This is a genomic window from Maricaulis sp. (genome assembly GCF_048270095.1).
Classification (GTDB): domain Bacteria; phylum Pseudomonadota; class Alphaproteobacteria; order Caulobacterales; family Maricaulaceae; genus Maricaulis.
This window is the reverse complement of the sequence record NZ_JBLWTL010000002.1, coordinates 26,843-53,137: the sequence shown is the minus strand read 5'-3', so window position 1 is coordinate 53,137 and position 26,295 is coordinate 26,843. Positions and strand designations below refer to the sequence as shown.

Genomic DNA, 26,295 nt, shown 5'->3' with positions numbered 1-26,295 from the left:
ACCACGCGCTGCAAGGAGCTTCCCCTCATGCGCGAGACCCGCACCGAAACCGACAGCTTTGGCCCGCTCGAAGTTCCCAGTGAAAAGCTCTGGGGGGCACAGACTGCCCGCTCCCTGATCAATTTCCCGATCGGCACCGAGACGATGCCGAAACCGCTGATCCGCGCGCTCGGCGTCGTGAAATACAGCGCCGCCCGCGCCAATCAACGGCTCGACAATCTGGACGCCAATCTGGCCGACGCCATCGCCAGGGCGGCGCTGGAAGTCGCCGAAGGCAAGCTCGACGATCACTTCCCGCTCTCCGTCTGGCAGACCGGTTCGGGCACCCAGTCGAACATGAATACCAATGAGGTCGTCTCCAATCGCGCGATCCAGATCCTTGGCGGCGAGGTCGGCTCGAAAGACCCGGTCCACCCGAATGATCACGTCAATCGCTCGCAATCGTCCAATGATACATTCCCGACCGCGATGCATATTGCCGCCGCCGAAGAGATCACCCACCGGCTGATCCCGGCGCTGCAAACCCTGCACAATGCGCTCAACGACAAGTCGCAGGCCTTCAAATCCATCATCAAGATCGGCCGCACCCATTTGCAGGATGCGACGCCTTTGACCCTCGGTCAGGAGTTTTCCGGTTATACGGCCATGGTCGCCAATGCGATCCGCCGCGTTGAAAGCGCCCTGCCGGCGCTTTGCGAACTGGCCCAGGGCGGTACCGCTGTCGGCACCGGGCTGAACACCAGGATCGGTTTCGCCGAGGCCTTCGCCGAGGAAGCCGCCGCGCTGACCAAAATCCCCTTCATCACCGCGCCCAACAAGTTCGAGGCGCTGGCGACCAAGGATGGTCTGGTCGAGGCGCATGGCACGCTCAACTCCGTCGCCGTCTCGCTGTTCAAGATCGCCAATGATATCCGCCTGCTGGGCTCGGGCCCGCGTTCCGGTCTTGGCGAACTGGCCCTGCCGGAGAATGAGCCGGGCTCGTCAATCATGCCGGGCAAGGTCAATCCGACCCAGTGCGAGGCGTTGACCATGGTCTGCACCCAGGTGATGGGCAATAACACCACCGTCTCGATGGCCGGCAGCCAGGGCCATTTCGAGCTCAATGTCTACAAGCCGGTGATCATCTTCAACGTGCTGCAATCGATCCGCCTGCTGGCGGACGCCGCGGAGAGTTTCACGGAACGCTGCGTCGTTGGCATCAAGGCGCGCGAAGACAATATCGCGCTTCTGATGAACCGCTCTTTGATGCTGGTCACCGCGCTCAATTCCACCATCGGCTATGACAAGGCGACCATCGTCGCCAAGACGGCCCACAAGAACGGCACCACCCTGCGCGAAGAAGCCGTCAAGCTCGGCTTCGTCACAACCGAACAGTTCGACGCCATCGTGAAGCCGGAAAACATGCTCGGGCCGAAGGATTAGGCGTGGGCAAGCCGGTCAATCTCAAACAGGCGCGCAAGCGCAAGGCCCGCGCCGAAAAGGCGAAGAAGGCCGAGGCCAACCGGCTGCTGCACGGGCAGCCGAAAGCCGTGACCGATCTGGCCAAGGCGCGCAGCGAGAAAGCCGCGCGCGAGCTGGACGGCAAGAAGCTTGAGACGCCCGGGGATTGAGCTCCTGATTGATGGGTGCATGCAAGCGTCTGCCCCTATGATCCTCACCAGCTCCGTCGGCTTCGCCGCCACCTCTTCCATCAAGGAAGAGGAGGGTGATTGATTGATGCGGGGCACCAGGATTCGAGCCGGCATCACCTGAAATCGCCGCAAGCTGCCCACCTCTTCCTTGATGGAAGAGGTGCGCCGGACTTAAGTCCGGGGCGGAGCTGGTGACCGCCGTGGAGCTCCGGCGACGGTCGCTAGAACCCGGAATTATACATCGGGCGCTCACCGCGGCGGTCGCGGTATTCGGCGAGGAAGCGGGTGGCTTCCTCCGATTCGCTCAGGCTCTCGAAATACAGGAAAGCCGCCGGCCGGACCGGCCAGTTCTCCGCCGGCTCGAGCCGGATCTGGCTGAACGCCCCGCGCAGGGATCGCGAGGAGGCAATCTTGAGCACAGAGGAAGGATCGGTCTCGGACCGCAGCAGGACATAAACGCCAGGCCGGTTCGGGACACGCCGTTCACTCATCGCCGAAAACGGCAGGGGTTGGCTCCATCTACGCATAGGGTCAGATAGCACGCCAATAGCTGCGGATTGGTAACCATGAACGCGGGCGACGCAGTGACGACTGCGCATCACCGGCTTGCCTGCACGGCGGCGCTGGGAGATGCTGCCGCCATGCCCCTGATCAAACGCTCAGTTTCGCTTGCCGGTCACCGTACCTCCCTGTCGCTGGAGCCGGAATTCTGGGCCGTGATCGACACGGCTATCCGGGCCGACGGCCTGTCGCTGGCCGGGCTGATCGCGCAGATCGACGAGGCCCGCGGTCTGGAACCGCTCGCCTCCTCGATGCGCGTCTGGGCCCTGAAACGCGCGCAGGGCTTGCCGGACGACTAGTGCCCGGGCCGGCGCTGGGCCGCGACTGTCAGCACGTCCATCTCTGAATCGAGATCGAACACGATCGGTTCCTCGATGCCGCACTGCCAGCCCGGCGCCAGATAATCGGCTGCATCGCGGGCGATCTGATTGGCATTGGGCTGCTGCGCCGCCTCGATATAGGCGACATGGCAGGCGCCAACTTCGCCGTCGGGCCGCAAGGCGGCGACGGTCAGATATTGCCCGCCATCGCCGCGCTCATACCCGGTGAATATCGAGCGATAAATCGTCGCGAAGGGTGCGCCGGACGCGTCCAGACGCCATTCCATCACCTGGCCGAGATCCTGGAACACCGCAGCGCGCGGCGGGTTCTGCCCCCATTGGGTTTCCTTGCCGCGCTGGGAATAGGCCACCGCCGCACCATGTTCGCCGGCGACGATATGGACCGTCCAGCCTGCGAAGCCGGCGCAATCGGAGAAATGGACCGGCTCGTCCTCGGCCTGGTAGCTCGTGCAATTGTCGAAGACGCGCACATAGGCGCTGTCATGGCCGGCGCCGCCCGATTGGGCATGGGCCGGGACGGCCAGTGCGAGAATGGCGATCAGGCTTGCAGGCATAAAGTGTTGCATGGGGTCTCCCTTTTCCGCTTCAGTCTAGGGCGGGCTGGCCGGTCTGTGCCAGAAAAAACCGCCCGGCCGTGCACACCCTTGCCGCTTGCCCTTGACCCCGGTCGCCGGAGCACGGCAAATCGCCTTGTGTCAAAGCCAAAGCCCAAAGCCTCCACCGGGGAATTTCTCGTCCGCTCCATTCGCGATGGCCGCGGGCCGGTTCTATGGGTGCTGGGGATATTCGTCGGCCTGATCGCCGGCTATGCCACGATCGGCCTGCGGCTGGGCATCAGCTTTTTCGAGCAACCCGCCTTTGGCGTCACCGAAGAGAATCTGGCCAGCCAGGCTGCGACCCTGCCCTATCTGCGCCTGGTCTTGATTCCGCTGGCCACCGGCGTCGTGATCGCCTCGCTCTATTATATCGCCCGCCGCTTCGGACTGGTGACCGAGCCCAGCGGCAAGGCGGTCGCCGACATAGTCGAGGCGCGCGCCGTCAAGGGCGGCAAGGTCGAGCTGAAGTCCGGCCTGTATTCGGCCCTGCTCGCGGCGATCTCGCTCGGCGGCGGGGCCAGCGCCGGGCGCGAAGGCCCGGCCGTGCATCTGGGCGGCACAATGGGATCGGCGCTGGCGGCCTGGCTCAATATGCCCGCCCGCGCCAGCCGTATCCTGCTCGCCTGCGGCGCCGCGGCCGCCGTCTCCGCCAGTTTCAACGCCCCGGTCGCCGGTGCCCTGTTCGCCTTCGAGGTCGTGCTCGGCCATTACGCCCTGCGCTCGATCGCCCCCGTCGCGGTCGCCAGCGTGGTCGGCGCGTTGATCCTGCGCCTGCATCTGGGCGAGGATCCGGTGTTTGGCCATTTGCCGGTCGCCCCGGTCGGGCTGTGGGATTATCCCGCCGCCGCCGTGCTCGGCATTGCCGCCGCTGGCCTGGCCATCCTGTTTGATCGCGGCGTGCTGCACGGCCCCGTGATTGTCACAGGCTGGGCTGACAGAATTGGCTTTCCCCACTGGATGCTCCCAATCCCCGGCGGGCTTCTGGTCGGACTGCTGGCGCTGATCGCCCCGGAAATCCTCGGCGTCGGTTATGAAGCGACATCCAATGCACTCAATGTCGCCTATCCGCTGCAACTCCTCCTGCTCTTCATCGCGCTCAAGGTGATCGCCACCACCATCACCCTCTCCTTCCGCTTTGCCGGCGGCGTGTTTTCACCCTCCATCTATCTGGGCGCCATGCTCGGCTCGGCGTTCGGCCTGGTGATGGTGACCCTGTTCGGTGATGCGACCGCCGGCGCCGGATTCTTCGCCGTGATCGGCATGGGTGCCGTCGCCGGCGCCGTGCTCGGCGCGCCGCTCTCGACCACGCTGATCGTGTTCGAACTGACCTCGAGCTATGAGGCCTCGGTCGCGGTGCTGGTCTCGGTCTCGCTGGCGACGATATTGACCCAGTCAGCACTGGGCGGCTCGCTCTTCCAGCGCCAGATCATGCGCCATGGCTATGACATCTCAGGCGGTTCAAGCCGGCTGGTATTGCAAACCGTGCGGGTGCGCGACTTCATGATTTCACTGGATGAATGGGGGAAGGCCGAGCTGGCCACCGGCGTCTGCCTGTATGAGGATGACACGCTGAGCCGCGCCATGGGCCTGCTCGACGCCGAGCAGATTGACGGCGCCCCGGTGCGCAGCCGCTCTGATGACCAGTCCGTCGTCGGCTGGGTCACCAAGGCCGATGCCCAGGCGGCCTATGCACGGCGGCTGGCCGAAATCAGCGAAGAGGAACATCGCTGATCGCACCGGGCTTCAATTCCCGCACGGCGATTATCCGTCTGGAAAGAATGTCGGCGTATATGTGTGACACATGAGCGCAGAGCAGCACGACATGACGGGGCCAACCCCGCTTCTGGGAGAGGGCCTTCTGAGCGCCGAAGCCCTGCGTGCAGCCAATATCAATCCGGTTACCGGCCTGGCGACGGACTATCTCAATCACTTCAATGAAGTGATGATGTTGATGGAAATGCTCCCCGACATGCCCGATTGCGCCGAAGACGTGCTCGACTGGGCCCCGGCCGACTATACCGCCCACTTCACCAATTCCCGCTTCAAGGACAAGGAACTCGCCGTGCTGGCCTTCCAGGCGGCGCCGCGTCATGTCCGGGCGGAACTGGTCACCGTGGTCTTGCAGATCGAGGCCGAGGTCGAACGGGCCCAGGACATGTTGCGCGGTGAAGCCGATGCCAGCGCCTGCCGCGCGGTGGCCGGTCTGGCGACCGACTGCATCAAGCCGCTGATCGCCGCAGCGTCGGGTGCCATCCACGGCCAGGTCGAGAGCGTCGATGATTTCGGCGATGAGAATGTCCAGGCCGGTGTCGACGCCCTCTTCGACTAGTTGCGTATTGCGACCTCACACGCAGTTTCATATTCTATGAGTTGGGTTAACCAGGAAAATCGCGAATAAGCGCGCCGCTATTCATTGTTCCAATTACGAGAATCCCATCATGCCCCGCCTGACACTGGTCCCGCCCTCATCCCGCAATCCAACACCATGCCCGACGCAGGAATTGCAGGCGATCATCGATGATCTGCATGCAGCGCGTGATGGCATGACCGATGGCCCTGAAGTGCTGTGGCTGGTGAATGATCTGATGTCCTGGTGCGACAGCCGGATCGAGGATGACGACACGCAGGCGACTGGCAATGCCCAGCTCACCCTGTCCCGCCAGAATTTCATGGCCCGCCTGACCGGCTATGCCGAGAATATCCGGCGCTCGAATGGCGAAATCACCGATGAATTCCTCGCCTTCCTCGCCACCGCGCAGACCGCGATGGATGCACCGACGACCAATTAGGCCCGCTCCGGCCCGCCGCAGGTTTCGGCCCTGCCATCCGATGCGAACAAATAACGAACAATTGCACATCACCGGCTTGGGATTGCGCGCTTTTCAGTCCAGACTATCCGATTGAACGACTCGTAATCTGCAGGCTGGCATGTCTAACCTCTCGATTTCCGACATGGCGCGCCCGGCGCCGCCCTCGCCTTATCTTGAAGGGCTCAATACCGAGCAGCGCACCGCTGTCGAGGCGCTCGACGGGGCCGTGCTGGTGCTCGCAGGTGCCGGCACAGGCAAGACCCGCGTGCTGACCACCCGCCTCGCCCATATCCTCGCCACCGGCCGCGCGCGTCCGTGGGAAATCCTCGCCGTCACCTTCACCAACAAGGCGGCGCGCGAGATGAAGGAACGGGTCGGCAAGATTATCGGCGAAGCCGTCGAGGGCGTGCCGTGGATGGGAACCTTCCACTCGGTCTCGGCCCAGATCCTGCGCCGCCATGCCGAGCTCGTGGGTCTGAAATCCGCCTTCACCATCATCGATACCGATGATCAGCTGCGGCTGATGAAACAGATCATCCAGGCCGAGGGGCTCGACGAAAAGCGCTGGACGCCGCGCCATCTGGCTTCGGTGATTGATGGCTGGAAAAATCGCGGCCTGATGCCGGAACAACTGGGCGAGGAAGACAAATACGCCTTCGCCGAGGGGCGCGGCAAAGACCTCTACGCGATGTATCAGGCGCGCCTGAAAGTGCTCAATTGCTGCGATTTCGGCGACCTCCTGCTGCACACGCTCCACATCCTGAAAGATAATCCGGACGTGCTGGCCGAGTATCACCGCAAATTCCGCTATCTTCTGGTCGACGAGTATCAGGACACCAATGTCGCCCAATATATGTGGCTGCGCCTGCTCGCACGCGGCACCGGAAATCTGTGCTGCGTCGGCGATGACGACCAGTCCATCTATGGCTGGCGCGGCGCCGAGGTCGACAATATCCTGCGCTTCGACAAGGACTTCCCCGGCGCAACCGTGGTCCGTCTGGAGCGCAATTACCGCTCGACCGAACACATCCTTGGCGCCGCCTCCGGCCTGATCTCCGCCAATCGCGACCGGCTCGGCAAGACGCTGTGGACCGATGAGGAAGGCGGCGAGAAAGTCCAGGTTCGCGGCCTCTGGGATGGCGAGGCGGAAGCGCGCTTTGTCGCCGAGGAATGCGAGAACTGGGTCTCGGCCGGCCGCTCCTATGCCGATATCGCCATTCTGGTGCGCGCCTCCTGGCAGATGCGCGCCTTTGAAGAGCGCTTCATCATGCTGGGCCTGCCCTACAAGGTGATCGGCGGCCCGCGCTTCTTCGAGCGCGCCGAAGTGCGCGATGCCCACGCTTACTTGCGCCTCGTGCGCTCGCCGGAGGACGATCTCGCCTTTGAGCGTATCGTCAACACGCCCAAGCGCGGCATTGGCGATACCAGCGTCCAGAAAATCGCCATGCTGTCGCGCGAGCTGCAGATCCCGATGACCGAAGCGACGCGGATCATGGTCGGCACGGACGAGATCCGCGGCAAGGCGCGCACCAGCCTTCAGGTTTTCCTGCGCGATCTGGCGCGCTGGCGCGATCTGTCCGAAACCAGCCCGCTCAACGAGATGGCCGAAATCATCCTCGATGAGAGCGGCTATACCGCGATGTGGCGCGAGGACAAGACGCCCCAGGCCGCCGGCCGGCTGGAAAACCTCAAGGAATTGGTCAGTTCGATGGCCGAATGGGACACGCTGGAAGCCTATCTCGAGCATGTCGCCCTGGTCACCGATGCCGATCGTGCCGTCAGCGAGGACGAGGTCTCCCTGATGACACTACACGGCGCCAAGGGCCTGGAATTCCCGCACGTCTTCCTGCCCGGCTGGGAAGAGACCGTCTTCCCCTCGCAGCGATCGCTCGATGAAGGCGGCACCAAATCCCTCGAGGAAGAACGCCGCCTCGCCTATGTCGGCATAACCAGAGCGCGCGAGCGCGCCACCATCACCTTCACCGCCAACCGCATGATCTATGGCCGCTGGCAGAGCGTGCTGCCGTCACGCTTCATCGACGAACTGCCGCACGACCATGTCGAGGCGCGCAGCGAGACCGGCTATTACGAGGGCGGCGGCCCCGGCTTCGAAAACGTGCGCCAGACCGCCGACCCGATGGCGTCGAGCTATTCCAGCCCCGGCTGGAAACGCTACCAGGCCTCAGCCCAGGAAAACCGCCGCACCACCCCGCTCACCATCGACGCCAAGGCCAATCTGATCGAAAGCGGCCCGGTCGGCGGCGGCAGCGGCAAATGGAAAGCCGGCGACCGCGTCTTCCACGACAAGTTCGGCTATGGCCGCATCAAGACGGCGGACGGCTCAAAGCTGACGGTTGCGTTCGACAAGGCCGGGATCAAGAAGGTGGTGGAGAGCTTTGTGCGGGAGCTGCCTTAGGGGGGCAGCGCGCCCCTGCAGTCTCGCCCCGCCCAGTTTCGGCCCATTTCGGAATTCGCGCGCTGTCAGGCTTGCCTGAGCCCGGTCACTCCGGACCCGCCAGTCGCTCGAAATTCATCCCGCCTACCGACACCCGACTGACCGCCGCGCGATCCGCATGCGCGGCGTCAGGGCCCCATGCAGGGAATAATGACAACTCCAGCACGCTCGCCTCAGGCAGTTCAAACTCGAATGAGATTTGGTAGGAGTCAGCGTCCAGTTCGTCGAGCGAAATCGCGTCGACATTGATCCGGCGCCACACCTCCGTCGCCGGGTCCAGCGCGACTTCGTAACGCAGCTCATTGAGGGGACGCCCAGGCTTGCGAAGCCGGATCGCGAACGCTCCCGCCTCCGGCCCGCCCAGACGGGCCGTCAGCCGGTAGCGCCCTGCCTCAAAGGCTTCGCGACCAGTCCAGACTGCCGGTTCCCAGGCGCTGGTTGAGCTGTCTACGACAATAGCGGCGAGCCCGTCCCGGGCCGCCGGGTTTGCGTCGACGGAACCTGACCAGCCAGAATTACCGTAGAAAGGCAGCGGCAATTCCAGGGCAGTGCCATTCCAGGTGGCCGCACGAGCGGCCCCTTGAGTGAGATCAGCCAAGGGATGCCCGGCCATATATTCAAAGAGCGATTCGTTCAAACCACTCTGGAGCGCCGCCGGGATAATCACCTGCATCCCCGTGAGACTGAAATGATTGACGTCCCGGATGATCGGCTCCCCCGCAAATTCAATATTGCAGGAGGTAATGCTGTCTGTTGTGCACAGCAAGTCGATCTGATCGATGTAGAAGAAATCCAGTCTCGGCCAGTGGCTACTGATTTCGCGCCGCTCATCCGGGTTGAAATAGGACACGTACTCAGGGTCCAGACAGGCTCCGGCGCTACCGAGCGAACGTGCCAGATCCGGGCAGCGATAGGGTGAGAAATTTGCGAAAGATCCCAGCACCACAATTTTGATATCGGGATTGAGAGCCTGAAGCGCCGCTGCATAGTCCAGATAGATGCGCGAATAGGTAAATGGCAGAAACCCGGCGACGGCGACCACATCGAATTGCCGGGCGATTTCTTCCATATCATTCAGTGCCGAGGCGAGGCCCCGGCAACGAGCCGATGGTGTCGATAGTGGCACACCTGCATTGTCGCCAAACTCGCACTCGACATCATCTCTTACGTGGGTGGATCCATAGACAAGTCCGACATCCATCGCGTTGATCTGGTCGAGGAACAGGGTCCGTAACAGTCGATAGAGATGCAATTCATGTGAATTACCAATGGTCAGAATGCGGGTTTCTGCGTCCGGCGAGCAAAGCCGGTTGCCGTAACGATCCAGCGAGGCTTCCGGGTCCTGCCCAAGCAGACAGAATTCCGTCGCCGCCCGTGTATCAATCGGGGCATCGGCCAAAGCCGGCACCGCGTCGCCATCATCAGTGCGAGCCTGCAAGCTCCAGGAAAGCGCGGCCAGCAGGACGCAGATCGAAACTGCGCCGCCCAATGTCACGCTGAGAACCCGGGTCGGCGTCCAGCGACTTCCCGCAAGTAGTCGGTAGCGAACAGGGTTCTCCAGCCCATGATGGAGCATCACGGAGATGAGCACCATCAATGACAGAAGAGCAGCAATCTCAAAAGTCGTGTTTTGACCCGGATTCATATAATTGAAGAAAACAATTATCGGCCAATGAACCAGATATAGCGCATAACTGATTTTGCCCAAGTACACGACAGCAACATTGCCGAAGACATGCCTAGAGATAGAGTTTTGGCCATCCAATATTATAGCGGCGGTCGCGACTGATACGATCAATGCACTCCAGGATGGGAATCGGACCGCCTCATCTATCAGCAGCACCGCCGCAAACAGGCCGATAATCCCCGCAATGATAAGGGGGAATCGGAATGATTTTCGAATATAGCCGGCCGCGCCGATTTCGAACGCGATCGCGCCAATGCAGAACTCAAACACGCGAAACGGCGTCAGATAGAAGGCCGCGCTATTATCGAGATAAACGCCAAGAATGGCCATTTCCGCGGTCAGAAATGAGACCAGACCCAAGACCGCGAGCACCGCGATTCTCGCGCCTCTGGAAAACCGGCTGATCGCGACAATCAGAATGGGCCAGAAGATGTAAAACTGCTCCTCAACACCAAGCGACCACGTGTGGAGCAAGGGTCGGAGGGTTGAGATGGCGTCAAAATAGTCTGAGTTAAAATAGAAATATACGTTCGCCAAGCTTAACGTGGCGTATTTTGCCGAATTCAGATAGTCTAACCTTATATCTACCGGAAATAATATATATGCTGCAATGGTTGATGTCAGAATTACGAAAAACAGGACTGGAAGCAAACGCTTAGCGCGTCTAGACCAAAAATTTAGAAAAGAAAACCCGTTAGAGCTAAGCGATTGCCTTTGGATGATGCCCGTAATTAAGTAACCACTAATTACGAAAAAAACATCGACGCCAATGAATCCGCCAGAAAAGCCGCTTACGCCAATATGATAAAGAATTACGACTGATACAGCGAACGCGCGAAGGCCGTCAATATCAGATCTGTACTCTATTTGCTTAGACATTTATCAATCTTGATTTTGAAGTGGGGACATTGAAAACCGAAGCTTTAGGCGAAATTTTATTAAATCCAAAAACTACCTTAGGCAACAACCTTGCTCTATGCGAGCTGCCGGATAGTCCGTCAAACCAGTGAATATTCAAGGGGATTGATTGCGCCTTCCGGGCAGGCGGCCAGCTGTGCCGGTGAGCAGGCCGGCGGGTGGCGCCGGGATGGTCTTGATCGGACCGCCCTTAATTGGCTCGCAAGGGCCGGGCTTCACCGGGTTGTGGACGGTCCTCCCGGGACAAAAGACACCAGAAGACAAACGCAGACTTCCCGATGGATCGTCCGCAATGCCCGCCGATACGGGATCGGGACATGATCCGGCCTCAACGAGGCCGGTGCGTGTCCCGTTTTGCGTGGTGAAGCGCGCGCCCACCACATGGGGACACGCACCGGCTGGACGCCGGACCATGTCCCCGGCGCGGCGCTCTTGAATTTCGCGCTTCATCGGTCCAAACCCGCGCCACACCATCCAAGGACATTCCGATGAGCACGATCTGGCGCCTGACTGCCTTTGCTGATTTCAAACCCCTGGCCGATGCCGTCGAGCGGCTGGATGAGGCCTATCCACCGATTGCCCTGTCCTGGCTCCTGTTTGAGGATGGCGCGGCGGCGCGGATGGATGTGTTGTTTGAGGCGCGGCCCGATGAAGCGGCCTTCCGGGAGGCTTCAGGTCTGGCCGGTGATATCGCCCTTACCGTCGAGCCGATGCCGGACGAGGACTGGGTGCGGATTTCGCTGGAGGGTTTGAAGCCGGTCGATGCCGGGCGTTTTGTATTGTTCGGCGCGCATGACCGCGAGGCGATTGCGCCGGGACAGATCGGGATCGAGATCGAGGCCGGGCCGGCCTTCGGCACCGGGCATCACGGCACCACGCGCGGCTGCCTGATCGCCTTTGACGACATGCTCAATACCGGCTTCGAGCCGAGCACCGTATTCGATCTCGGCTGCGGCACCGCGGCCCTGGCGATCGCCGCCGCGAAAGTCCTGCCCGACGCCGAGGTGATCGCCTCGGACATCGATCCGGAAGCGGTCGAGGAGAGCGCCGAGAATTGCACCAAGAACGGCACGCCAGGGATTGATTGCTTCGTCGCCGAAGGGCTCGATCATGCCAAGCTCGCCGGGCGCGAGTTTGAGCTGATCTTCGCCAATATTCTTGCCGGCCCGCTGGTCGATCTGGCACCGGGAATTGCCCGGGCGCTGACACCGGGCGGGCGGGTCATCCTGTCCGGTCTCTTGACCGAACAGGAACCCTGGGTGCGCGCCGCCTATGAATCGGCCGGGCTCGACGTCCACCGCCAGCCGCCCCTGGAAGGCTGGGAGTGTCTTGTAGCCAGCAAACAATAGTCCAGCGGGTGACGAACGGCAGGGTAACGCGCTATTTGCGGCGGGCTTTGAGACCACAGGCCGACAGGAAGCTGTCGACATCATGATTGCGCGCACGCACACGCACACCGGCACGCTCGCGGGAGCGATCCAGCGTGTGTGAGAAACTGTCACCGCCATTGAGGCGCAGGACGTCATCCATCATCGAATACATTGCAGGCTCTTTCATGCTCGGGTCGGGCAGATGTTAAATTCGCCCTGCCTTTGCAGCGCTTTGCGCGAGATGTAGAGGGCCTTTACCGCAGGGCGGCCCTGCGCAAATGCATGCAGAAGCCGACAGGCATTGAAACGCGCCGCGCTGAGGCCTAGCTTGCGCTCATGACCCAGATGATCTCCCAGACTTTCGACGTAAAAGGCGGCTTTCACTATGGCCGCGACAATGTTCCCAAGCTGCGCGCAGAGCTGAAAAAGCTCGGCCTCGATGGCTTTCTCGTCCCGCATGAGGATGAGTATGACAATGAGTATCTACCTGATTGTAATGAGCGTTTACTGTGGATCGCCGGCTTCTCCGGTTCCGCTGGCGCCGCCATTGTGATGAGCGACCGCGCCGCGATTTTCGTCGACGGACGCTATACCGCACAGGTCAAGCATCAGGCCGCACCGGAGATTTTCGACTATTGCGACCTGGTCAATCAGGGCCTGTATGGCTGGATCGAGGAACACGGCAAGCCCGGCGAGACGATCGGCTATGATGCCCGTCTGCACAGCCCCGCCGCCCTCGATCTGCTGAAGACCGCCGCGATGCGGGCCAAGGTCGAACTGGTCGCGGTTGAGACCAATCCGATCGACCTCGCCTGGAGCGACCGTCCGGCCGCGCCGATGGCGCTTATCAACCCGCAACCGCTTGAATTTGCGGGCGAAGACCATAATTCCAAACGCCAACGCATCGGCATTGCCATCGAGCGCGGCGGCGCCGATGCCGCCGTCATCACGGCACCGCCCTCGATCGCCTGGCTGTTCAATATCCGTGGCGGCGATGTCTCGCGTTCGCCCCTGCCCTTGTCCTCCGCGATCATCAACAAGGATGGCACCGCGACCCTGTTTGTCGCTCCGGAAAAGATCACCGACGAAACCCGCAGCCATCTCGGCAACCAGGTCGCCCTGCGCCCCGAAAGCGAGTTCGAATCCGGCCTGTCCGAGCTTGCTGGCAAGACAATCCGCGTCGATCCATCGACCGCATCAGCCTGGGTGCTGGAACGCCTCGGGGCCGGCGGCGCCGAGGTGCAAAAGCTGGAAGATCCGGTGATGCGCCCCAAGGCGATCAAGAATGCCGCCGAGATCGAAGGCTCACGCCAGGCGCATATCCGCGATGGCGGCGCCATCGTCAAATTCCTGCACTGGCTCGACACCACCGCCCAGACCGGCGAAGTCGATGAAATCATTGCCGCACGCAAACTGGAATCGATCCGCAAGACCTTGCCCGAACTGCGGGATTTGTCCTTCGACACCATCTCCGGCGCGCAAGGTAATGGTGCCTTCGCGCATTACCGCGTCTCCGAGGCCAGCAATCTGAAACTCGTGCCCGGCTCGCTCTATCTGGTTGATAGTGGTGGCCAATATCCCGATGGCACCACAGACATCACCCGCACCGTGCCGATCGGCCAGCCAACGGCGGAAATGCGCACCCAGTTTACCCGCGTCCTCAAGGGCCATATCGCCCTGTCGCGCGTGCGCTTTCCCAAGGGCACGACCGGCACCCAGCTGGATATCCTGGCGCGTCTGCCATTGTGGGAAGCCGGCTTCGATTATGATCACGGCACCGGCCATGGCGTCGGCGCCTTCCTGGGCGTGCATGAAGGCCCGCAGCGCATTGCCAAGTCACCCAATGCCGTCGCCCTCGAGCCGGGGATGATCCTGTCCAATGAGCCGGGCTATTACAAGGAAGACGGCTATGGCATCCGGATCGAAAACCTGCAGGTGGTCACAGAGGCCGAGCTGATCCATGGCGGCGACCGGCCGATGCTCGGCTTTGAGACGCTGACCATGGCACCGATCCATCGCAAACTGATCGACGTGCCCTCCCTGACCCCGGCCGAGCTGCAATGGCTCGACGCCTATCACGCCGAAGTCCGCGCCCGTATCGCACCATTGGTCGATGGCGAAACTGCGGTCTGGCTGCATGGCGCGACCGAGCCGCTCGCGGGCGCCACACCCTAGTGTCGCGCTTTGCGATTCTCCTTGCGGCACTGATCCTGAGCGGCTGTTTCTATTCGGAACGGCCGCTGATCGGCCGCCGCGCAGCGGAGTTTCCGATCGCTGACGGCTTCTATACCCACACGCCCTATCTCACCGACGGCACCCCCTTCGACCAGCCGATGTGGCGCGGCGAGATACGTCGGCGCGGTGTCAGCTATTATTCGGAAGTCGTGGATTTCCCGCACGAAAATGTCCGCCTGCGCGAACTCTCGCGCGGGATATATGTGGCGATGAAGCCCGATTACAATAACTGGGTTTACGGCCTGGCCTGGGTCTATCCCGGCGGCGTCATCACCTATCACCAGCCCTCCTGCTCTGAGCTGGAACAGGCCGTACTCGATGATTACGACATCACCCAGACCGAAGGCGAAGCGGGCTATTGCCGGGTCAATGACTGGGACCGGCTGAGCGGGATCATGCTGAGCTATCTCGAGGCCGTGGGCGAGCCGCGCATTGACGGGGTTTACCGGCTGGTCAGCGAGTAGTCGCAGCGCCTTCCCTCCCTGCACTTCCCTCTCCGTGAGGAGAGGGTCCGGCGAAGCCGGGGGTGAGGCGGGCAGCACCACGCTCTCAGACGGCACCGCCCACCAGAACCGTCTTGGCCGAAACCGAGCCCGCTGCCTTGGACCGAGCGGTTGCGCCTTGGGTTCGCCGCGCCTCTACACCCGGCGCGGTCTTCGCGCAGCGGGCCCGGTGCAGGCCTGGTATCCACGCCCCGCCAGACGCCCCGGGACGATGCGAAGTCGTTGGCACGCCTCGTAGAAACACCCATCGCCATGGGATTCTCCGATCTCACCAGCGACAAGCCCGCAGACACGGGCATCGTCTTCGGCACGGTGATGGTTGAATTCAAATTGGAACCGGGCCGCCAGGAGGTTCAGCTTGACGCGATCCATATCCGGAAAAGCCACCCTGGCCGCATTCATGGTGCACAAGTATTCGAGCTGCGGATATTGAAGGCCATAATGGTCGCACGTATGGCGGATGACGCTCATGTCGAATGAGGCATTGTGCGCAACGACCAGCGAGCCGCCAATGATCGCCGTGAGTTGTTCCAGAATTTCCCGGAAGTCCGGCGCATCCTCAACATCGGTCGGCCGAATACCGTGAATGCCGATATTGAATGAGCTGAACCGCATTTCCGGCGGGCGGATAAGGAATTCATGCGAATTGACCAGTTCGCGTCCTTCGAAGACCGCGATCCCGACGGAGCATGGGCTGCCCCGCTGCTCATTTGCGGTTTCGAAGTCGATCGCCACCATTCTCATTGAGCAAACCCCTGAATACCTTGATCACCACCCGACAGTGTGGCCCGTTCGGCCTCCGGGACAAGCTCATTTTCGGAGCAAAACAAGGACTCTGCGCCCTCAGGAAGAGGCGCCCCCAATGCGGCCAGAGCTGGTGAGGCTGTGGCGCTCACCCCTCCCCGATCAGCACGAACCACTCATCCTCGGAGATCATCTCCACCCCGAGCTCTGCGGCTTTCTTCGCCTTCGAACCGGCACCGGGACCGGCGACGACAAGATCCGTCTTGGCCGAAACCGAGCCCGCGACCTTGGCACCGAGCGATTGCGCCTTGGCCTTGGCCTCGTCGCGGGTCATGCGTTCCAGCGCACCGGTGAAGACGACTGTCTTGCCAGCGACCGGGCTATCACTGGCGACGGCCTGCGCATCCTCGATGGTCAGCTCAGCCACCAGGCGCGCCAGAAGATCGCGATTATGCGGTTCGGAGAAATACTGGTCGAGCGCCTCGATGACGGTTTCGCCAATGCCATCAATGCCGAGCATTTCGGCGCGAACGGTCTCGTCGGAGAGATGTTCGGCGGCGGCGCTGAACGCGTCCCAGCTGCCATAGGTGCGCGCCAGCAAGGTCGCCGTATTCTCACCGACATGCCTGATGCCGAGCGCATTGAGCAGCCGCGCCAGCGCAATCGTGCGCCGGCTCTCAATGGCGGCGAAGAGATTGTTGGCGCTGGTCTCGCCCCAGCCCTCTCGCTCCTGTATCGGCGGAACGACCTCGCCGGCCTCATTGCGCGCTTTCAGAGTGAAGATGTGCGAGGGTTCGGTGATCAGGCCCTCTTCGTGGAAGGCCTCGATCTGCTTGGCGCCCAGCCCCTCGATATCGAAGGCCTTGCGGCTGACGAAATGGCGCAGCCTCTCCTTGATCTGGGCCCCGCAGATCAGCCCACCGGTGCAGCGGCGCACGACATCAAGCTTGCCGGTCTTCTCGTCATGCTCGCGCACGGCCTGGCTGTGGCAGATCGGGCATTCAGTGGGAAAGACGAAGGCCTCACCCCGGCCCGCCCGCTCGGCATCAACGGCGCGCACAATCTGCGGGATGACATCGCCGGCGCGCTGGATCACCACCGTATCGCCTACGCGCACATCCTTGCGGGCAATCTCGTCTTCATTGTGAAGGGTTGCATTCGACACGACGACGCCGCCGACCGTGACCGGTCTGAGCCGCGCCACCGGGGTCAGCGAGCCGGTGCGGCCGACCTGGATATCGATGCCCTCAAGCACGGTGGTTGCCTGTTCGGCGGGAAATTTATGGGCGATAGCCCAGCGCGGTGCGCGCGCGACCTGGCCAAGACGGGCCTGCCAGTCGAGCCGGTCAACCTTGTAGACGACGCCGTCGATATCATAGCCCAGGCTGGCGCGCTGCGCCTCGATATCGCGATAGACGGCGATCAGGGCCTCAATGCTGTCGCAGCGCTGCATCAGCGCATTGATCGTGAAGCCCAAGCCCTTGAAGCGTTGAACGGCTTCCATCTGGGTCGGTGCCAGGGGCTCGCTCAACTCACCCCAGGCATAGGCGAAGAATTTGAGCGGCCGCTGCGCTGTCATTTTCGGATCGATCTGGCGCAGGGAGCCGGCGGCGGCATTGCGCGGATTCTTGTAGGCGGGCTTGCCGGCCGCTTCCTGGCGCTCATTGAGCGCTGCGAAATCGGCATGGCTCATATAGACCTCGCCGCGCACTTCCAGCACATCGGGCCAGTCGCTGCCGGGCAGGCTTTGCGGGATGTCCTTGAGGGTACGGATATTGGCGGTGACATCCTCGCCGGTCGTGCCATCGCCGCGCGTCGCGGCGGAGACCAGCTCGCCCTTCACATAGCGCAGGCTGGCCGAGAGCCCGTCAATCTTGGGCTCGGCGGTGATGGCGACCGGCTCCTCATCGGTGAGGCCGAGAAAGCGGCGCACCCGGCCGACAAAATCGGCGACATCCTCATCATTGAAGGCATTGCCCAACGAGAGCATGGGCACCGCATGCGTGATCTCGCCAAACTTGCCCGAGGGTGTGGCGCCGACCCGCTGGCTCGGGCTGAACAGGTCGACCAATTGCGGAAAGCGGGCCTCGACCGCCTCGAGCCGCTGACGCAGGGCGTCATAGACGGCGTCTGAGACCTTGGGGGCATCGTTTTGGTAATAGGCCTTGTCGTGGCGGCTGATTTCACGCGCCAGCCGGGCATGCTCGGCATTCGCCTCGGCCTCGCTCAACATGCCGACATCTTTCAAAGCGCTCATGATTTGCTCGCGTGCTGGGCTAACCGGTCGAATCTAGCCGCTTCCGGGCGCATTGTGGAGCGTTTGTCGGCGAGGTCGAGCGCGCGCTCACACCACTGTGCAGTCAGCCCCTCAAGCCTCGACCGCCATCAGCTGATCGGCCTGGGCCCGGGCCGCATCGGTAACCTCGGCTCCGGAGAGCATGCGGGCAATTTCCTCGCGGCGGGCGTCACCGTCGAGCTGGATCAGAACCGTGCGGACACCGCCCTTGCCATCATCTTCCTTGACGATCTTCCAGTGATGGTCGGCCAGGGCAGCAACTTGCGGGCTATGGGTGACCACGAGGGTCTGACCGGTCTTCGCCAGGCGTTTGAGACGGCGGCCAACGGCATCGGCAACCGCACCGCCGACCCCCTGATCGACTTCGTCGAAGACCAGAACACGGCCATCATCATCGCCGGCCAGCGCCACTTTCAATGCCAGACCGAAACGCGACAGCTCGCCGCCGGAGGCGATCTTGTCGAGAGCGCCAAAGGGCGCGCCCGGATTGGTCGAAACTTCAAAGCGGACGCTGTCGCAGCCATCCGGCCCGCCATGCCCGGCATCGGTCACCAGCGCGACACGGAATTGCGCCCTGTCCATTTTCAGCGGTGGCAATTCGGACGCCACGGCGGCACCGAGTTCTTGCGCCGCGCTGTCGCGTGAGCGCGTCAGGGCCCCTGCCGCGTCGCGATATAGTGCCTCGGCCGCCTGCACGTTCTTCTCCGCCTCGGCGATACGCTCACCGGCATTCTCGATCGCATCGAGCTGATCGGCGAACCGGATCTGCAAGCCCGGCAATTCCTCGATCGCGACATCATGCTTGCGGGCCAGAGCACGCAGGGCGAACAATCTTTCCTCGACGCTCTCCAGCCGGCCCGGCTCAACCTCAAAGGCGCGTGCTGCATCGCCGAGCGCATCGCCGGCTTCGGAAAACTCGATCAGGGCCCGCTCGATCGCCGCCGAGGCCCGGTCGAGGGCCGTCCCGGCCTCGCCGCCCGCGCTGCCAATCTGGTCACGCACGCGTTCCAGACCGCGCACAGCCGTATTGAGCCGGCCTTCAAGCCCGCCGCCATCTCCGGCCAGCGCATCCTGGGCTTCCTGAAGATCGCCGAGCGCGCGCTCGGCCGCCATCAGAAACTGCCGCTCCTCGGCCAGGGCATCTTCCTCACCGGGACGCGGCTGCATCTTGTTGATCTCGGCGAGCGCATGGCGCAGGAAATCCTGCTCCTCGGTCGAGGCCGAATGCGCACGCACCAGGTCGTCGAGACCGTTTCGGGCGGCCGAGACGGTGGCCCAGGCCTTGCGGCAGGCGTCGCGCAGCGATGCATTGCCGGCATAGCTGTCGAGTTGACCGCGATGGGTTTTGGGGTCGAGCAGGCCGCGGCCATCATGCTGACCGTGCACTTCAACGAGGACATCGCCGAGACTGCGCAACAGGCCAATACTGGCGGGCTGGTCGTTGATATGGGCGCGGCTGCGGCCATCCTCGGCGAGGCGGCGGCGCAGAATCAGGGCCTCACCGGGTTCCACCACAAGCCCGGCCTCTTCGAGCACAGCCCAGGCGGCATGCCCGGGAGCCAGGTCGAATTCAGCGGCGGCAGAGGCTTCATCCGTGCCGGCGCGAACGAGACCGCGCTCGGCACGTTCGCCGGCAGCCAGCCCGAGGGCGCCCAGGAGAATGGATTTTCCGGCACCGGTTTCGCCCGTCAGCGCACACAGACCCCGGTCGAAGCCGGCATCGAGGCTGTCGATGAGCACAACATTCCGGATCGAGAGCGATTGCAGCATTCAGAGCGATCGCACCCCCTGCCCGACCTAGCCGAAGATACGCTGCATGGCGCGTTCAATGAAGGTTGGATCGCGCTGATTGACAGCATCTTCGATCGCAATGCCCTCCCGCGTCAGCAGGTTATAGCTGTTTTCATACCAGTCACTGCCCGGGAAGTTATAGCCCAGAACCGACGCGACCTGGGTCGCCTCGCTATCAAGGCCGAGCGCCACATAGGCTTCGACCAACCGGTGCAGGGACTCCGGAACATGCGATGTCGTGCCATAGTCCCGAACGACATTCTGGAAGCGGTTGACCGCTGCAAGATGATAATTGCGGCGCAGATACCAGCGCCCGATATCCATCTCCTTGCCGGCGAGATGGTCACGCGTCATGTCAATCTTCAGCCGCGCGTCGGTGGCATAACGGCTCTCGGGATAACGGCGCACCACTTGCTGCAACGCATCGAGCGCCTGCTGCGTGATCTGCTGGTCGCGGCCGACATCGACGATCTGCTCGAAATAGCTGATCGCGATCAGGTAATAGGCGTAGGGCGCGCTGCGATTGCCCGGGTGTAGCGAGATGAAGCGCCGGGCATCAGAGACCGCCTCGTCATATTTATTGGCCTGGTAATTGGCGAAGGCGGCCATCAGCATCGAACGCCGGGCCCACTCTGAATAAGGGTGCTGACGCTCGACCTCATCGAACTGGGCCGCGGCAAGCTGATACTGGCCACGCTCCATGGTCTGAAAAGCGTCGGCATAGATCAGTTCGGCCGGCCGCTCGACATAAGCTACCGAAGTATCCGGTCCATTTGCGCAGGCCGCGACAAGAACGGACAGGAAAAGTGTCGGCAACAAACGCGGCAAGAAGGTCATATTGAACACGGCCCAGCAGCTAGGGCGGTCGAATGACCGCCGGTCCAGAAAAGCTTGTAGCGGATCATGCGCCGCGACAAAAGTGCCGCGTCAGGTCAACCGCCGCAATATCAGGAGTTGGCCATCGCCACGTCGTGCTGGCAAGCGTCACGCACTGTAACCATTTTCCAGGCGGACTTGTCGGCCAGCAATGCGCGCAGTGCCAGATTATTGATCGCATGACCGGGACGCTGGGCATGATAGCGGCCGATAATCGGCGCACCGGCCAGGTAGAGATCGCCCAGCGCATCAAGCGCCTTGTGCCGTGCAAACTCATCGTCGAAGCGCAGCCCTTCAGGGTTTGCGACACCGTCATCATCAAGGACGACAGCATTATCCATCGAACCACCGCGTGCCAGACCGGCGGCGAGAAGCGCGTCGAGATCCTTGCGGAAGCCGAAGGTGCGGGCCGCAGCGATATCGCCGGCAAAGATTTCAGGCGTGACTTCAAACGTGCAGGTCTGATTGCCAACCGCGCTGTGCTCAAAATTGATTTCGACTTCGATCATCGAACTCAGGGCCGGCAGGAAACTGGCGCGGCGGCCTTCCGATTCGACGACAACAGGCTTGAGAACCTGGATGGCCCGGCGCGGTGCAGCGAGCTGCTTCAGGCCGACCCGATTGACCAGATCAACGAAAGGCGCCGAGGAGCCATCCATCACCGGCAATTCAGGACCATCGATCTCGACAACCGCGTCATCGACACCGAGCCCGGCGAGGGCCGCCATCAGATGTTCAACCGTCGCGACCGACACGCCCGCCGCATTGGCGATCGTGGTTCCCAGTCGAACGGTGGTGACATTATCGGCCAGGGCCGCGATCCGGTTATCACGATCCGTGATGTCGGAGCGCACAAAGCTGATACCGGCACCGGTTGAAGCCGGCTTCAGGACGAGACGGACACGTTCGCCCGTGTGAAGGCCAATGCCTGCGCACACTACGGGTGCCGCCAATGTTTGCCGGTAAATCACAACACAACGCCGTTTGTTCTGGGCCAATAATCAGCGACTTGCGTCGCCCCTCGCCTGCACAAAACGACATGCCGGGTCAGCATTCAACTAAAGCTTTGTTGCGATTTGTTACGCTTAAGGCAGGCTAGTTCGCCTGACGACGCAGGAAGGCCGGGATTTCGAGATCGCCTTCGTCCACGCTCTCACCGAACAAATCGCCGCTCGCCATGCGAGTGGTTGATTGCACAGGGGTATTGCGTGTGGTCGGAGCGGCCTTCGGTGCCGGCTCGGCCGGCTTGCGACGGCGTCCGAACAGGGAGAACCCGCCACGCTTGGGCTCGTCGGCGACCGGTTGGGCGGAATGGCCTGGAACTTCGCCGGCACGGCGTTGCTCATAACGGGCATTCAGCGTTGCGGCCTCTTCGGCCAGGCGGGCCTGATCGACACGGACCTGGGGCGTCTGGGCGCTGACATGATGTGTGTCGTCGGCTTCGGCGACATAGGGGTCGCGTGAATTATCTTCCGGTGCCTGGGCGACCGCATCGCTCAACTCTTCGGCGCCAACGGCCATCGGCAGGGCTCCGGCCTGGGCTTCGCGGGGCGCTTCATTGCGCTCGCCCGACTCAACCTTCTGCTCGACGGCAACACGACCGGGACGGTCGGAATTGGTCCGCTTCCACGGCAGGATCGCATCATTGGGGGCACGTTCCGGCGCCGCGGCGCCGCGCAGGCGCGAGCGTGGATCGACGACGGCGACCTCGGCATCGATACCGGTTGCGACCACGGAAACCCGCATCGAACCTTCCATCGTCTCGTCAAAGGTCGAACCGACAATGATATTGGCTTCAGGGTCGACTTCGGAGCGGATCTCATTGGCCGCTTCATCGACTTCATACAGCGTCATGTCATAGCCGCCGGTGATGTTGATCAACACGCCGGTCGCACCGCGCATCGAGACATCGTCGAGCAGCGGATTGGAAATCGCAGCCTGGGCCGCTTCAATGGCGCGCTTCTCGCCGGACGCTTCGCCGGTTCCCATCATCGCCTTGCCCATCTCATTCATCACGGAACGGACATCGGCAAAGTCGAGATTGATCAGGCCGGGCATCACCATCAGATCAGTAATGCCGCGAACGCCGGAATGCAGGACCTGGTCGGCCATTGAGAAGGCTTCGGAGAAGGTGGTTTTCTCGGTCGCGATCCGGAACAGGTTCTGGTTGGGGATTACGATCAGCGTATCAACATGATCCTGCAGCTGGCCGATGCCGGCCTCCGCCAGTTTCATGCGGCGCGTGCCCTCGAAATGGAATGGCTTGGTGATCACACCCACGGTCAGGATACCCATTTCCCGAGCCGCGCGCGCCACGACGGGTGCAGCGCCAGTCCCGGTACCGCCACCCATTCCGGCGGTAATGAAGACCATGTGTGCGCCACCGAGGTGCTCGCGAATTTCCTCGATCGAATCCTCGGCCGATTGCTCGCCCACTTCCGGACGGGCGCCAGCGCCGAGCCCTTCGGTGATTGCCGCGCCCATCTGGATGCGTTTTTCGGCCTGTGAACGTGTCAGGGCCTGGGCATCGGTATTGGCGACAACGAAGTCGACGCCTTCGAGTTTGGACTCGATCATGTTGTTGACGGCATTGCCGCCAGCGCCACCGACACCAAACACCACAATACGAGGGCGCAATTCAGTCGTTTCGGGAAGGGAAAGATTCAACGTCATGCGAGACCTCGTGGCCGAATGGGTTCGGGTAATAATCGATTCACCATGAAGTTTCCGCCTGCGACGCTTAAGCGAGCGTTAAACGTCGTGGAATTTTTCAAGTGAGTGCTGCTGCTCGTGGACCGCATGCCGGCAGCCGGGCCGCTCTCAGCCGGTGCGGCGAAGACGCGTCGCAGGCGTGCGGGTCCAGGCCTCGACATCCGCCGCAGCATCGAGGTCCCTGATCTCATGACCCTGGGCGAGCATGTTGGCGGCGAAGGCATTGATCGTCGCGCAGGCCCGCTGATCGACGGGCCGGATAATGCCAATACTCATCTGCTGGTGGGCAAATTCGTGAAAGAATTCGGCCACGTGGGGCGCTTCCACAACGGCAACGCGCATATCGACGAGCCGGAAATCAAGCAGGACGCGTCGCACATCGAGCTGTTCGACGGCGGCGACGATCCGCTCGATCGTGTCGACCGCCGACAGCCAGTCCTCGTGGCCGTCAAAAACGACCTCGATATAGCCCGCTGCGCGGTGTGGAAGAATGCGACTGAATGACATGGTTCCGGCCTGTATGTTTCACAGGCGGTATAACGCGTCTGATGCCGGAAAGTCTTACCGCCAGGCTCATTGATTATGAGCTGTGCAGCCCTTTGCAGGCGGTCAGAAGCTCTCGGCGAACCAGCGCCAGACAGCACCCCCGCGCTCGGTTTCGCGGGTCGGGTCGCGCCGGATCCTCGCGCCTGACATCACGCCAAGCCGCGGCGGTCCGGCGATGGCTTCCGCCGCACCACGGGTCTCACGGCGGACGACGCCCGCAACCGCGCTGAAGGCCGGTCCGGACACCGCATCACCCAGACCGGTAATACCGCTGGGCTCTGCAATACGGACCTGTTTGCCAAACACACGTGCGGCCAGCTCGCCGGTCCCGGGAAGCTGTGACGCTCCGCCGGTAAGGACCAGCCGGCGGCCGGAGGTCTTGCTGACGCCGGCCGCGTCAAGCCGGTCGCGGATCAGTTCAAACGTTTCTTCCAGCCGGGGTCGGATAATCGAATTGAGCAGGGAGCGCGGCGCCGATCCGTAAATCCGGTCACCGGTCACCGAGGGCACTTCAATCATCTGCTGGTCATCGTCTGGACTGTCGAGCGCGGAGCCGTAGAGCGTCTTCAGGCGCTCGGCGGCGGCGAGCGGTGTCGACAGGCCGCGCGCGACATCGGAGGTCACATGCGAACCGCCGACGGGCACGGTGTCGATGTGCAGCAATGCGCCTTCGGCGAACACGGCAGCCGTCGTGGCGCCGGCCCCCATATCGATCAGCGTGGCGCCGAGTTGAACTTCATCATCGCCCAGGGCTGACAAGCCTGAGGCATAAGGTGTGGCGACAACGCCCTTGAGGTCGAAATGGCAGCGTTCGACGCAGGTCATCAGATTGCGCAATGGCCCGATCGCGGCGGTGATGACATGCACCTCGACGCCAAGCGTGCGGCCGAACATGCCGCGCGGATCGCGAATGCCGCGATGATCATCAACCGACCAGGCCAGCGGGATGGCGTGCAACACGACGCGGTCGGCGACGGCAAATTCTGACAGGGCCCCGTCGAGCAGACGGCGCAGATCGCGCTCGCTCACTTCGCGTTGAGGCAAGTCGATTTCGGCACCGATACGCGTGCTGGTCGGCTGACCGGCCGACAGGGTGAGTGTGACTGAATTAACCGCCTGTCCGGCCATGCGTTCGGCCTGCTCGACCGCGGCACGAATAGCCTCGGCAGCTTCGTCCATATCGACGATGGCACCGGCGCGGACACCGCGGCTCGATTGATGGCCGACACCGACCACGCGCGGACGTGGCCCGGCAATCGTCTGGTCGGTCTTGGCGATGAAGCAGGCAATCTTGGACGATCCGACATCGAGCGCTGCGCACACACCGGGGGCCTTGCCATTGGAACCATTGCGGGCCGTCTGGGGACGTAAGAACTCGAACACACTCATGCTTCATGCTCCCGCATGCCGGCCGCAGCAGCCCGGTCGGGCAAGGCTCTGACAATCAAATCACCCTGCCCGCGCAGGTCAAAACTTTCGGCCGCGAGCCGCAAGACACCGCGCTCGGCCTGCAAGCGCGCCAGAATGGCAATTGACGCCTGGACGTCGCCGGCCGGCAATTTCACATCGGCGCCGGTATCGAGGCGCAGATTCCAGCGTCGCTCACCGACACGGACCGCCCCGACAACATGAGCGCGGATGGCGGGATGGCGGGCGAGCGCCTCGACAATCTCAACGACGCTGTCATTGGCGCCATCGGCGACCACCAGCGGCAAGGCGGGCGGGTTCATGACATCCGCCTCGGCCAGCACGACACCGTCGCGATCAATAATATTGAGCACACCCTCGACCTGCCACAGGGCGAAGGCCTCACGGGTTTCAACCACAATGGAAATGCGGTCCGGCCACAGCCGCGCCACGGTCGCCGAACGCACCATGGGCAGCGCCTCGACCCGGGCGCGCACGGCGTCTGGATCAACAGAGAAGAGTGACTGACCGTCATAAACTTCGGTCGCCACAACGATGGAGTGGGCAATCGCATCGCCGGCGCCGGTGACATCGACGGAACGGACAGCAAAGCCCATATCGGCCAGACGGACGGTGATTTTCTCGCCGCCCAGGCGCAACACGTCATCAAGCTGGCCGAACAGAGTCAGGCCGGCGATCGTCGCCAGCACGAGTGCGGCAGCCGCCATCGCGCCCATACGGGCTGCATTTGCCACTCGGTAACGCGCACTTCTAAATTGGGCTTCCGCCCAGTTACGCAAACGCCGCGGTGCAGAC

At 62.5% G+C, this 26,295-nt stretch carries 23 protein-coding genes; 10 read left to right on the top strand and 13 right to left on the bottom strand.

Annotated features, from left to right (window positions below; all coding sequences use genetic code 11):
• Nucleotides 1-27 precede the first annotated feature (27 nt).
• Nucleotides 28-1,422, top strand: a complete 1,395-nt coding sequence (gene fumC, locus ACN0YJ_RS02140) for a class II fumarate hydratase (protein WP_417495201.1) — start codon at nucleotides 28-30, stop codon at nucleotides 1,420-1,422.
• 2 nt (nucleotides 1,423-1,424) lie between these two features.
• Nucleotides 1,425-1,610, top strand: coding sequence for a DUF4169 family protein (locus tag ACN0YJ_RS02135; RefSeq protein ID WP_417488653.1), 186 nt, complete (start codon nucleotides 1,425-1,427; stop codon nucleotides 1,608-1,610).
• Nucleotides 1,611-1,852: 242 nt separating this feature from the next.
• On the opposite strand, the gene ACN0YJ_RS02130 is transcribed toward ACN0YJ_RS02135, so the two are convergent.
• On the bottom strand, nucleotides 1,853-2,122 hold the full coding sequence (locus ACN0YJ_RS02130) for a hypothetical protein (protein ID WP_417477259.1): 270 nt from the start codon (nucleotides 2,120-2,122) through the stop codon (nucleotides 1,853-1,855).
• Between the two features lie 75 nt (nucleotides 2,123-2,197).
• On the opposite strand from ACN0YJ_RS02130, the gene ACN0YJ_RS02125 reads away from it, so the two are divergent.
• On the top strand, nucleotides 2,198-2,491 hold the full coding sequence (locus ACN0YJ_RS02125) for a ribbon-helix-helix domain-containing protein (RefSeq protein WP_417495200.1): 294 nt from the start codon (nucleotides 2,198-2,200) through the stop codon (nucleotides 2,489-2,491).
• Here ACN0YJ_RS02125 and ACN0YJ_RS02120 read toward each other — a convergent pair.
• Nucleotides 2,488-3,099, bottom strand: a complete 612-nt coding sequence (locus ACN0YJ_RS02120; RefSeq protein ID WP_417495199.1) for a hypothetical protein — start codon at nucleotides 3,097-3,099, stop codon at nucleotides 2,488-2,490. The genes ACN0YJ_RS02125 and ACN0YJ_RS02120 overlap by 4 nt on opposite strands.
• Before the next feature lie 126 nt (nucleotides 3,100-3,225).
• Here ACN0YJ_RS02120 and ACN0YJ_RS02115 point away from each other — a divergent pair, with 126 nt between their 5' ends.
• The 4 genes from ACN0YJ_RS02115 to ACN0YJ_RS02100 all read left to right on the top strand — a co-directional run bounded on the left by ACN0YJ_RS02115 (nucleotide 3,226) and on the right by ACN0YJ_RS02100 (nucleotide 8,355).
• Entirely contained in the window at nucleotides 3,226-4,860 is a 1,635-nt protein-coding gene (locus ACN0YJ_RS02115; protein WP_417495198.1) for a chloride channel protein, read from the top strand.
• 70 nt (nucleotides 4,861-4,930) lie between these two features.
• The gene (locus ACN0YJ_RS02110; RefSeq protein ID WP_417477255.1) at nucleotides 4,931-5,458 is read left to right on the top strand and encodes a hypothetical protein; all 528 of its coding nucleotides are present in this window, start codon (nucleotides 4,931-4,933) and stop codon (nucleotides 5,456-5,458) included.
• A gap of 109 nt (nucleotides 5,459-5,567) precedes the next feature.
• Nucleotides 5,568-5,918 carry a hypothetical protein gene (locus ACN0YJ_RS02105; RefSeq protein WP_417477254.1) on the top strand — a complete coding sequence of 117 codons (351 nt, stop codon included), beginning with the start codon at nucleotides 5,568-5,570 and terminating at the stop codon, nucleotides 5,916-5,918.
• A gap of 139 nt (nucleotides 5,919-6,057) precedes the next feature.
• Nucleotides 6,058-8,355: an ATP-dependent helicase gene (locus ACN0YJ_RS02100; RefSeq protein ID WP_417495197.1), complete on the top strand. Its 2,298-nt coding sequence runs from the start codon at nucleotides 6,058-6,060 to the stop codon at nucleotides 8,353-8,355.
• Nucleotides 8,356-8,440: 85 nt separating this feature from the next.
• On the opposite strand, the gene ACN0YJ_RS02095 is transcribed toward ACN0YJ_RS02100, so the two are convergent.
• Nucleotides 8,441-10,960, bottom strand: a complete 2,520-nt coding sequence (locus tag ACN0YJ_RS02095) for an acyltransferase family protein (protein WP_417495196.1) — start codon at nucleotides 10,958-10,960, stop codon at nucleotides 8,441-8,443.
• Between the two features lie 527 nt (nucleotides 10,961-11,487).
• Here ACN0YJ_RS02095 and ACN0YJ_RS02090 point away from each other — a divergent pair.
• Nucleotides 11,488-12,348, top strand: coding sequence for a 50S ribosomal protein L11 methyltransferase (locus ACN0YJ_RS02090; RefSeq protein ID WP_417495195.1), 861 nt, complete (start codon nucleotides 11,488-11,490; stop codon nucleotides 12,346-12,348).
• 31 nt (nucleotides 12,349-12,379) lie between these two features.
• On the opposite strand, the gene ACN0YJ_RS02085 is transcribed toward ACN0YJ_RS02090, so the two are convergent.
• Nucleotides 12,380-12,556, bottom strand: coding sequence for a hypothetical protein (locus ACN0YJ_RS02085; protein WP_417477250.1), 177 nt, complete (start codon nucleotides 12,554-12,556; stop codon nucleotides 12,380-12,382).
• A 149-nt stretch (nucleotides 12,557-12,705) separates the two neighbouring features.
• On the opposite strand from ACN0YJ_RS02085, the gene ACN0YJ_RS02080 reads away from it, so the two are divergent.
• A complete protein-coding gene (locus ACN0YJ_RS02080; RefSeq protein WP_417495194.1) occupies nucleotides 12,706-14,544 on the top strand; it encodes an aminopeptidase P family protein in 1,839 nt (612 codons plus the stop codon).
• A complete protein-coding gene (locus tag ACN0YJ_RS02075) occupies nucleotides 14,544-15,068 on the top strand; it encodes a hypothetical protein (RefSeq protein ID WP_417495193.1) in 525 nt (174 codons plus the stop codon). Before ACN0YJ_RS02080 ends, ACN0YJ_RS02075 begins: the two co-directional genes overlap by 1 nt.
• Nucleotides 15,069-15,242: 174 nt before the next feature.
• Here the strand turns inward: ACN0YJ_RS02075 and ACN0YJ_RS02070 are convergent, their stop codons facing one another.
• The 9 genes from ACN0YJ_RS02070 to ACN0YJ_RS02030 all read right to left on the bottom strand — a co-directional run bounded on the left by ACN0YJ_RS02070 (nucleotide 15,243) and on the right by ACN0YJ_RS02030 (nucleotide 26,234).
• The gene (locus ACN0YJ_RS02070) at nucleotides 15,243-15,845 is read right to left on the bottom strand and encodes a 3'-5' exonuclease (RefSeq protein ID WP_417495192.1); all 603 of its coding nucleotides are present in this window, start codon (nucleotides 15,843-15,845) and stop codon (nucleotides 15,243-15,245) included.
• A 154-nt stretch (nucleotides 15,846-15,999) separates the two neighbouring features.
• Entirely contained in the window at nucleotides 16,000-18,108 is a 2,109-nt protein-coding gene (gene ligA, locus ACN0YJ_RS02065) for an NAD-dependent DNA ligase LigA (RefSeq protein ID WP_417495191.1), read from the bottom strand.
• Nucleotides 18,109-18,219: 111 nt separating this feature from the next.
• A complete protein-coding gene (gene recN / locus ACN0YJ_RS02060) occupies nucleotides 18,220-19,917 on the bottom strand; it encodes a DNA repair protein RecN (protein WP_417495190.1) in 1,698 nt (565 codons plus the stop codon).
• A 27-nt stretch (nucleotides 19,918-19,944) separates the two neighbouring features.
• Nucleotides 19,945-20,775, bottom strand: a complete 831-nt coding sequence (locus ACN0YJ_RS02055; protein ID WP_417477244.1) for an outer membrane protein assembly factor BamD — start codon at nucleotides 20,773-20,775, stop codon at nucleotides 19,945-19,947.
• A gap of 110 nt (nucleotides 20,776-20,885) precedes the next feature.
• Nucleotides 20,886-21,785, bottom strand: a complete 900-nt coding sequence (lpxC, locus tag ACN0YJ_RS02050; RefSeq protein WP_417477243.1) for a UDP-3-O-acyl-N-acetylglucosamine deacetylase — start codon at nucleotides 21,783-21,785, stop codon at nucleotides 20,886-20,888.
• Nucleotides 21,786-21,909: 124 nt separating this feature from the next.
• Nucleotides 21,910-23,487, bottom strand: a complete 1,578-nt coding sequence (gene ftsZ, locus ACN0YJ_RS02045; protein ID WP_417495189.1) for a cell division protein FtsZ — start codon at nucleotides 23,485-23,487, stop codon at nucleotides 21,910-21,912.
• A 147-nt stretch (nucleotides 23,488-23,634) separates the two neighbouring features.
• The gene (locus ACN0YJ_RS02040; RefSeq protein WP_417495188.1) at nucleotides 23,635-24,033 is read right to left on the bottom strand and encodes a hypothetical protein; all 399 of its coding nucleotides are present in this window, start codon (nucleotides 24,031-24,033) and stop codon (nucleotides 23,635-23,637) included.
• A gap of 102 nt (nucleotides 24,034-24,135) precedes the next feature.
• Nucleotides 24,136-25,461: a cell division protein FtsA gene (gene ftsA, locus ACN0YJ_RS02035; RefSeq protein WP_417477240.1), complete on the bottom strand. Its 1,326-nt coding sequence runs from the start codon at nucleotides 25,459-25,461 to the stop codon at nucleotides 24,136-24,138.
• On the bottom strand, nucleotides 25,458-26,234 hold the full coding sequence (locus ACN0YJ_RS02030; RefSeq protein WP_417488667.1) for a cell division protein FtsQ/DivIB: 777 nt from the start codon (nucleotides 26,232-26,234) through the stop codon (nucleotides 25,458-25,460). The genes ftsA and ACN0YJ_RS02030 overlap by 4 nt, the downstream gene beginning before the upstream one ends.
• Nucleotides 26,235-26,295 lie beyond the last annotated feature (61 nt).

What these genes read in the sequence shown, in the direction of transcription:
- fumC (WP_417495201.1), top strand. Translation starts at nt 28, where the DNA reads ATGCGCGAGACCCGCACCGAAACCGACAGCTTTGGCCCGCTCGAAGTT.
- ACN0YJ_RS02130 (WP_417477259.1), bottom strand. Translation starts at nt 2,122, where the DNA reads ATGAGTGAACGGCGTGTCCCGAACCGGCCTGGCGTTTATGTCCTGCTG.
- ACN0YJ_RS02125 (WP_417495200.1), top strand. Translation starts at nt 2,198, where the DNA reads ATGAACGCGGGCGACGCAGTGACGACTGCGCATCACCGGCTTGCCTGC.
- ACN0YJ_RS02120 (WP_417495199.1), bottom strand. Translation starts at nt 3,099, where the DNA reads ATGCAACACTTTATGCCTGCAAGCCTGATCGCCATTCTCGCACTGGCC.
- ACN0YJ_RS02110 (WP_417477255.1), top strand. Translation starts at nt 4,931, where the DNA reads ATGAGCGCAGAGCAGCACGACATGACGGGGCCAACCCCGCTTCTGGGA.
- ACN0YJ_RS02105 (WP_417477254.1), top strand. Translation starts at nt 5,568, where the DNA reads ATGCCCCGCCTGACACTGGTCCCGCCCTCATCCCGCAATCCAACACCA.
- ACN0YJ_RS02100 (WP_417495197.1), top strand. Translation starts at nt 6,058, where the DNA reads ATGTCTAACCTCTCGATTTCCGACATGGCGCGCCCGGCGCCGCCCTCG.
- ACN0YJ_RS02095 (WP_417495196.1), bottom strand. Translation starts at nt 10,960, where the DNA reads ATGTCTAAGCAAATAGAGTACAGATCTGATATTGACGGCCTTCGCGCG.
- ACN0YJ_RS02090 (WP_417495195.1), top strand. Translation starts at nt 11,488, where the DNA reads ATGAGCACGATCTGGCGCCTGACTGCCTTTGCTGATTTCAAACCCCTG.
- ACN0YJ_RS02085 (WP_417477250.1), bottom strand. Translation starts at nt 12,556, where the DNA reads ATGAAAGAGCCTGCAATGTATTCGATGATGGATGACGTCCTGCGCCTC.
- ACN0YJ_RS02080 (WP_417495194.1), top strand. Translation starts at nt 12,706, where the DNA reads ATGACCCAGATGATCTCCCAGACTTTCGACGTAAAAGGCGGCTTTCAC.
- ACN0YJ_RS02070 (WP_417495192.1), bottom strand. Translation starts at nt 15,845, where the DNA reads ATGGTGGCGATCGACTTCGAAACCGCAAATGAGCAGCGGGGCAGCCCA.
- ligA (WP_417495191.1), bottom strand. Translation starts at nt 18,108, where the DNA reads ATGAGCGCTTTGAAAGATGTCGGCATGTTGAGCGAGGCCGAGGCGAAT.
- recN (WP_417495190.1), bottom strand. Translation starts at nt 19,917, where the DNA reads ATGCTGCAATCGCTCTCGATCCGGAATGTTGTGCTCATCGACAGCCTC.
- ACN0YJ_RS02055 (WP_417477244.1), bottom strand. Translation starts at nt 20,775, where the DNA reads ATGACCTTCTTGCCGCGTTTGTTGCCGACACTTTTCCTGTCCGTTCTT.
- ftsZ (WP_417495189.1), bottom strand. Translation starts at nt 23,487, where the DNA reads ATGACGTTGAATCTTTCCCTTCCCGAAACGACTGAATTGCGCCCTCGT.
- ACN0YJ_RS02040 (WP_417495188.1), bottom strand. Translation starts at nt 24,033, where the DNA reads ATGTCATTCAGTCGCATTCTTCCACACCGCGCAGCGGGCTATATCGAG.
- ftsA (WP_417477240.1), bottom strand. Translation starts at nt 25,461, where the DNA reads ATGAGTGTGTTCGAGTTCTTACGTCCCCAGACGGCCCGCAATGGTTCC.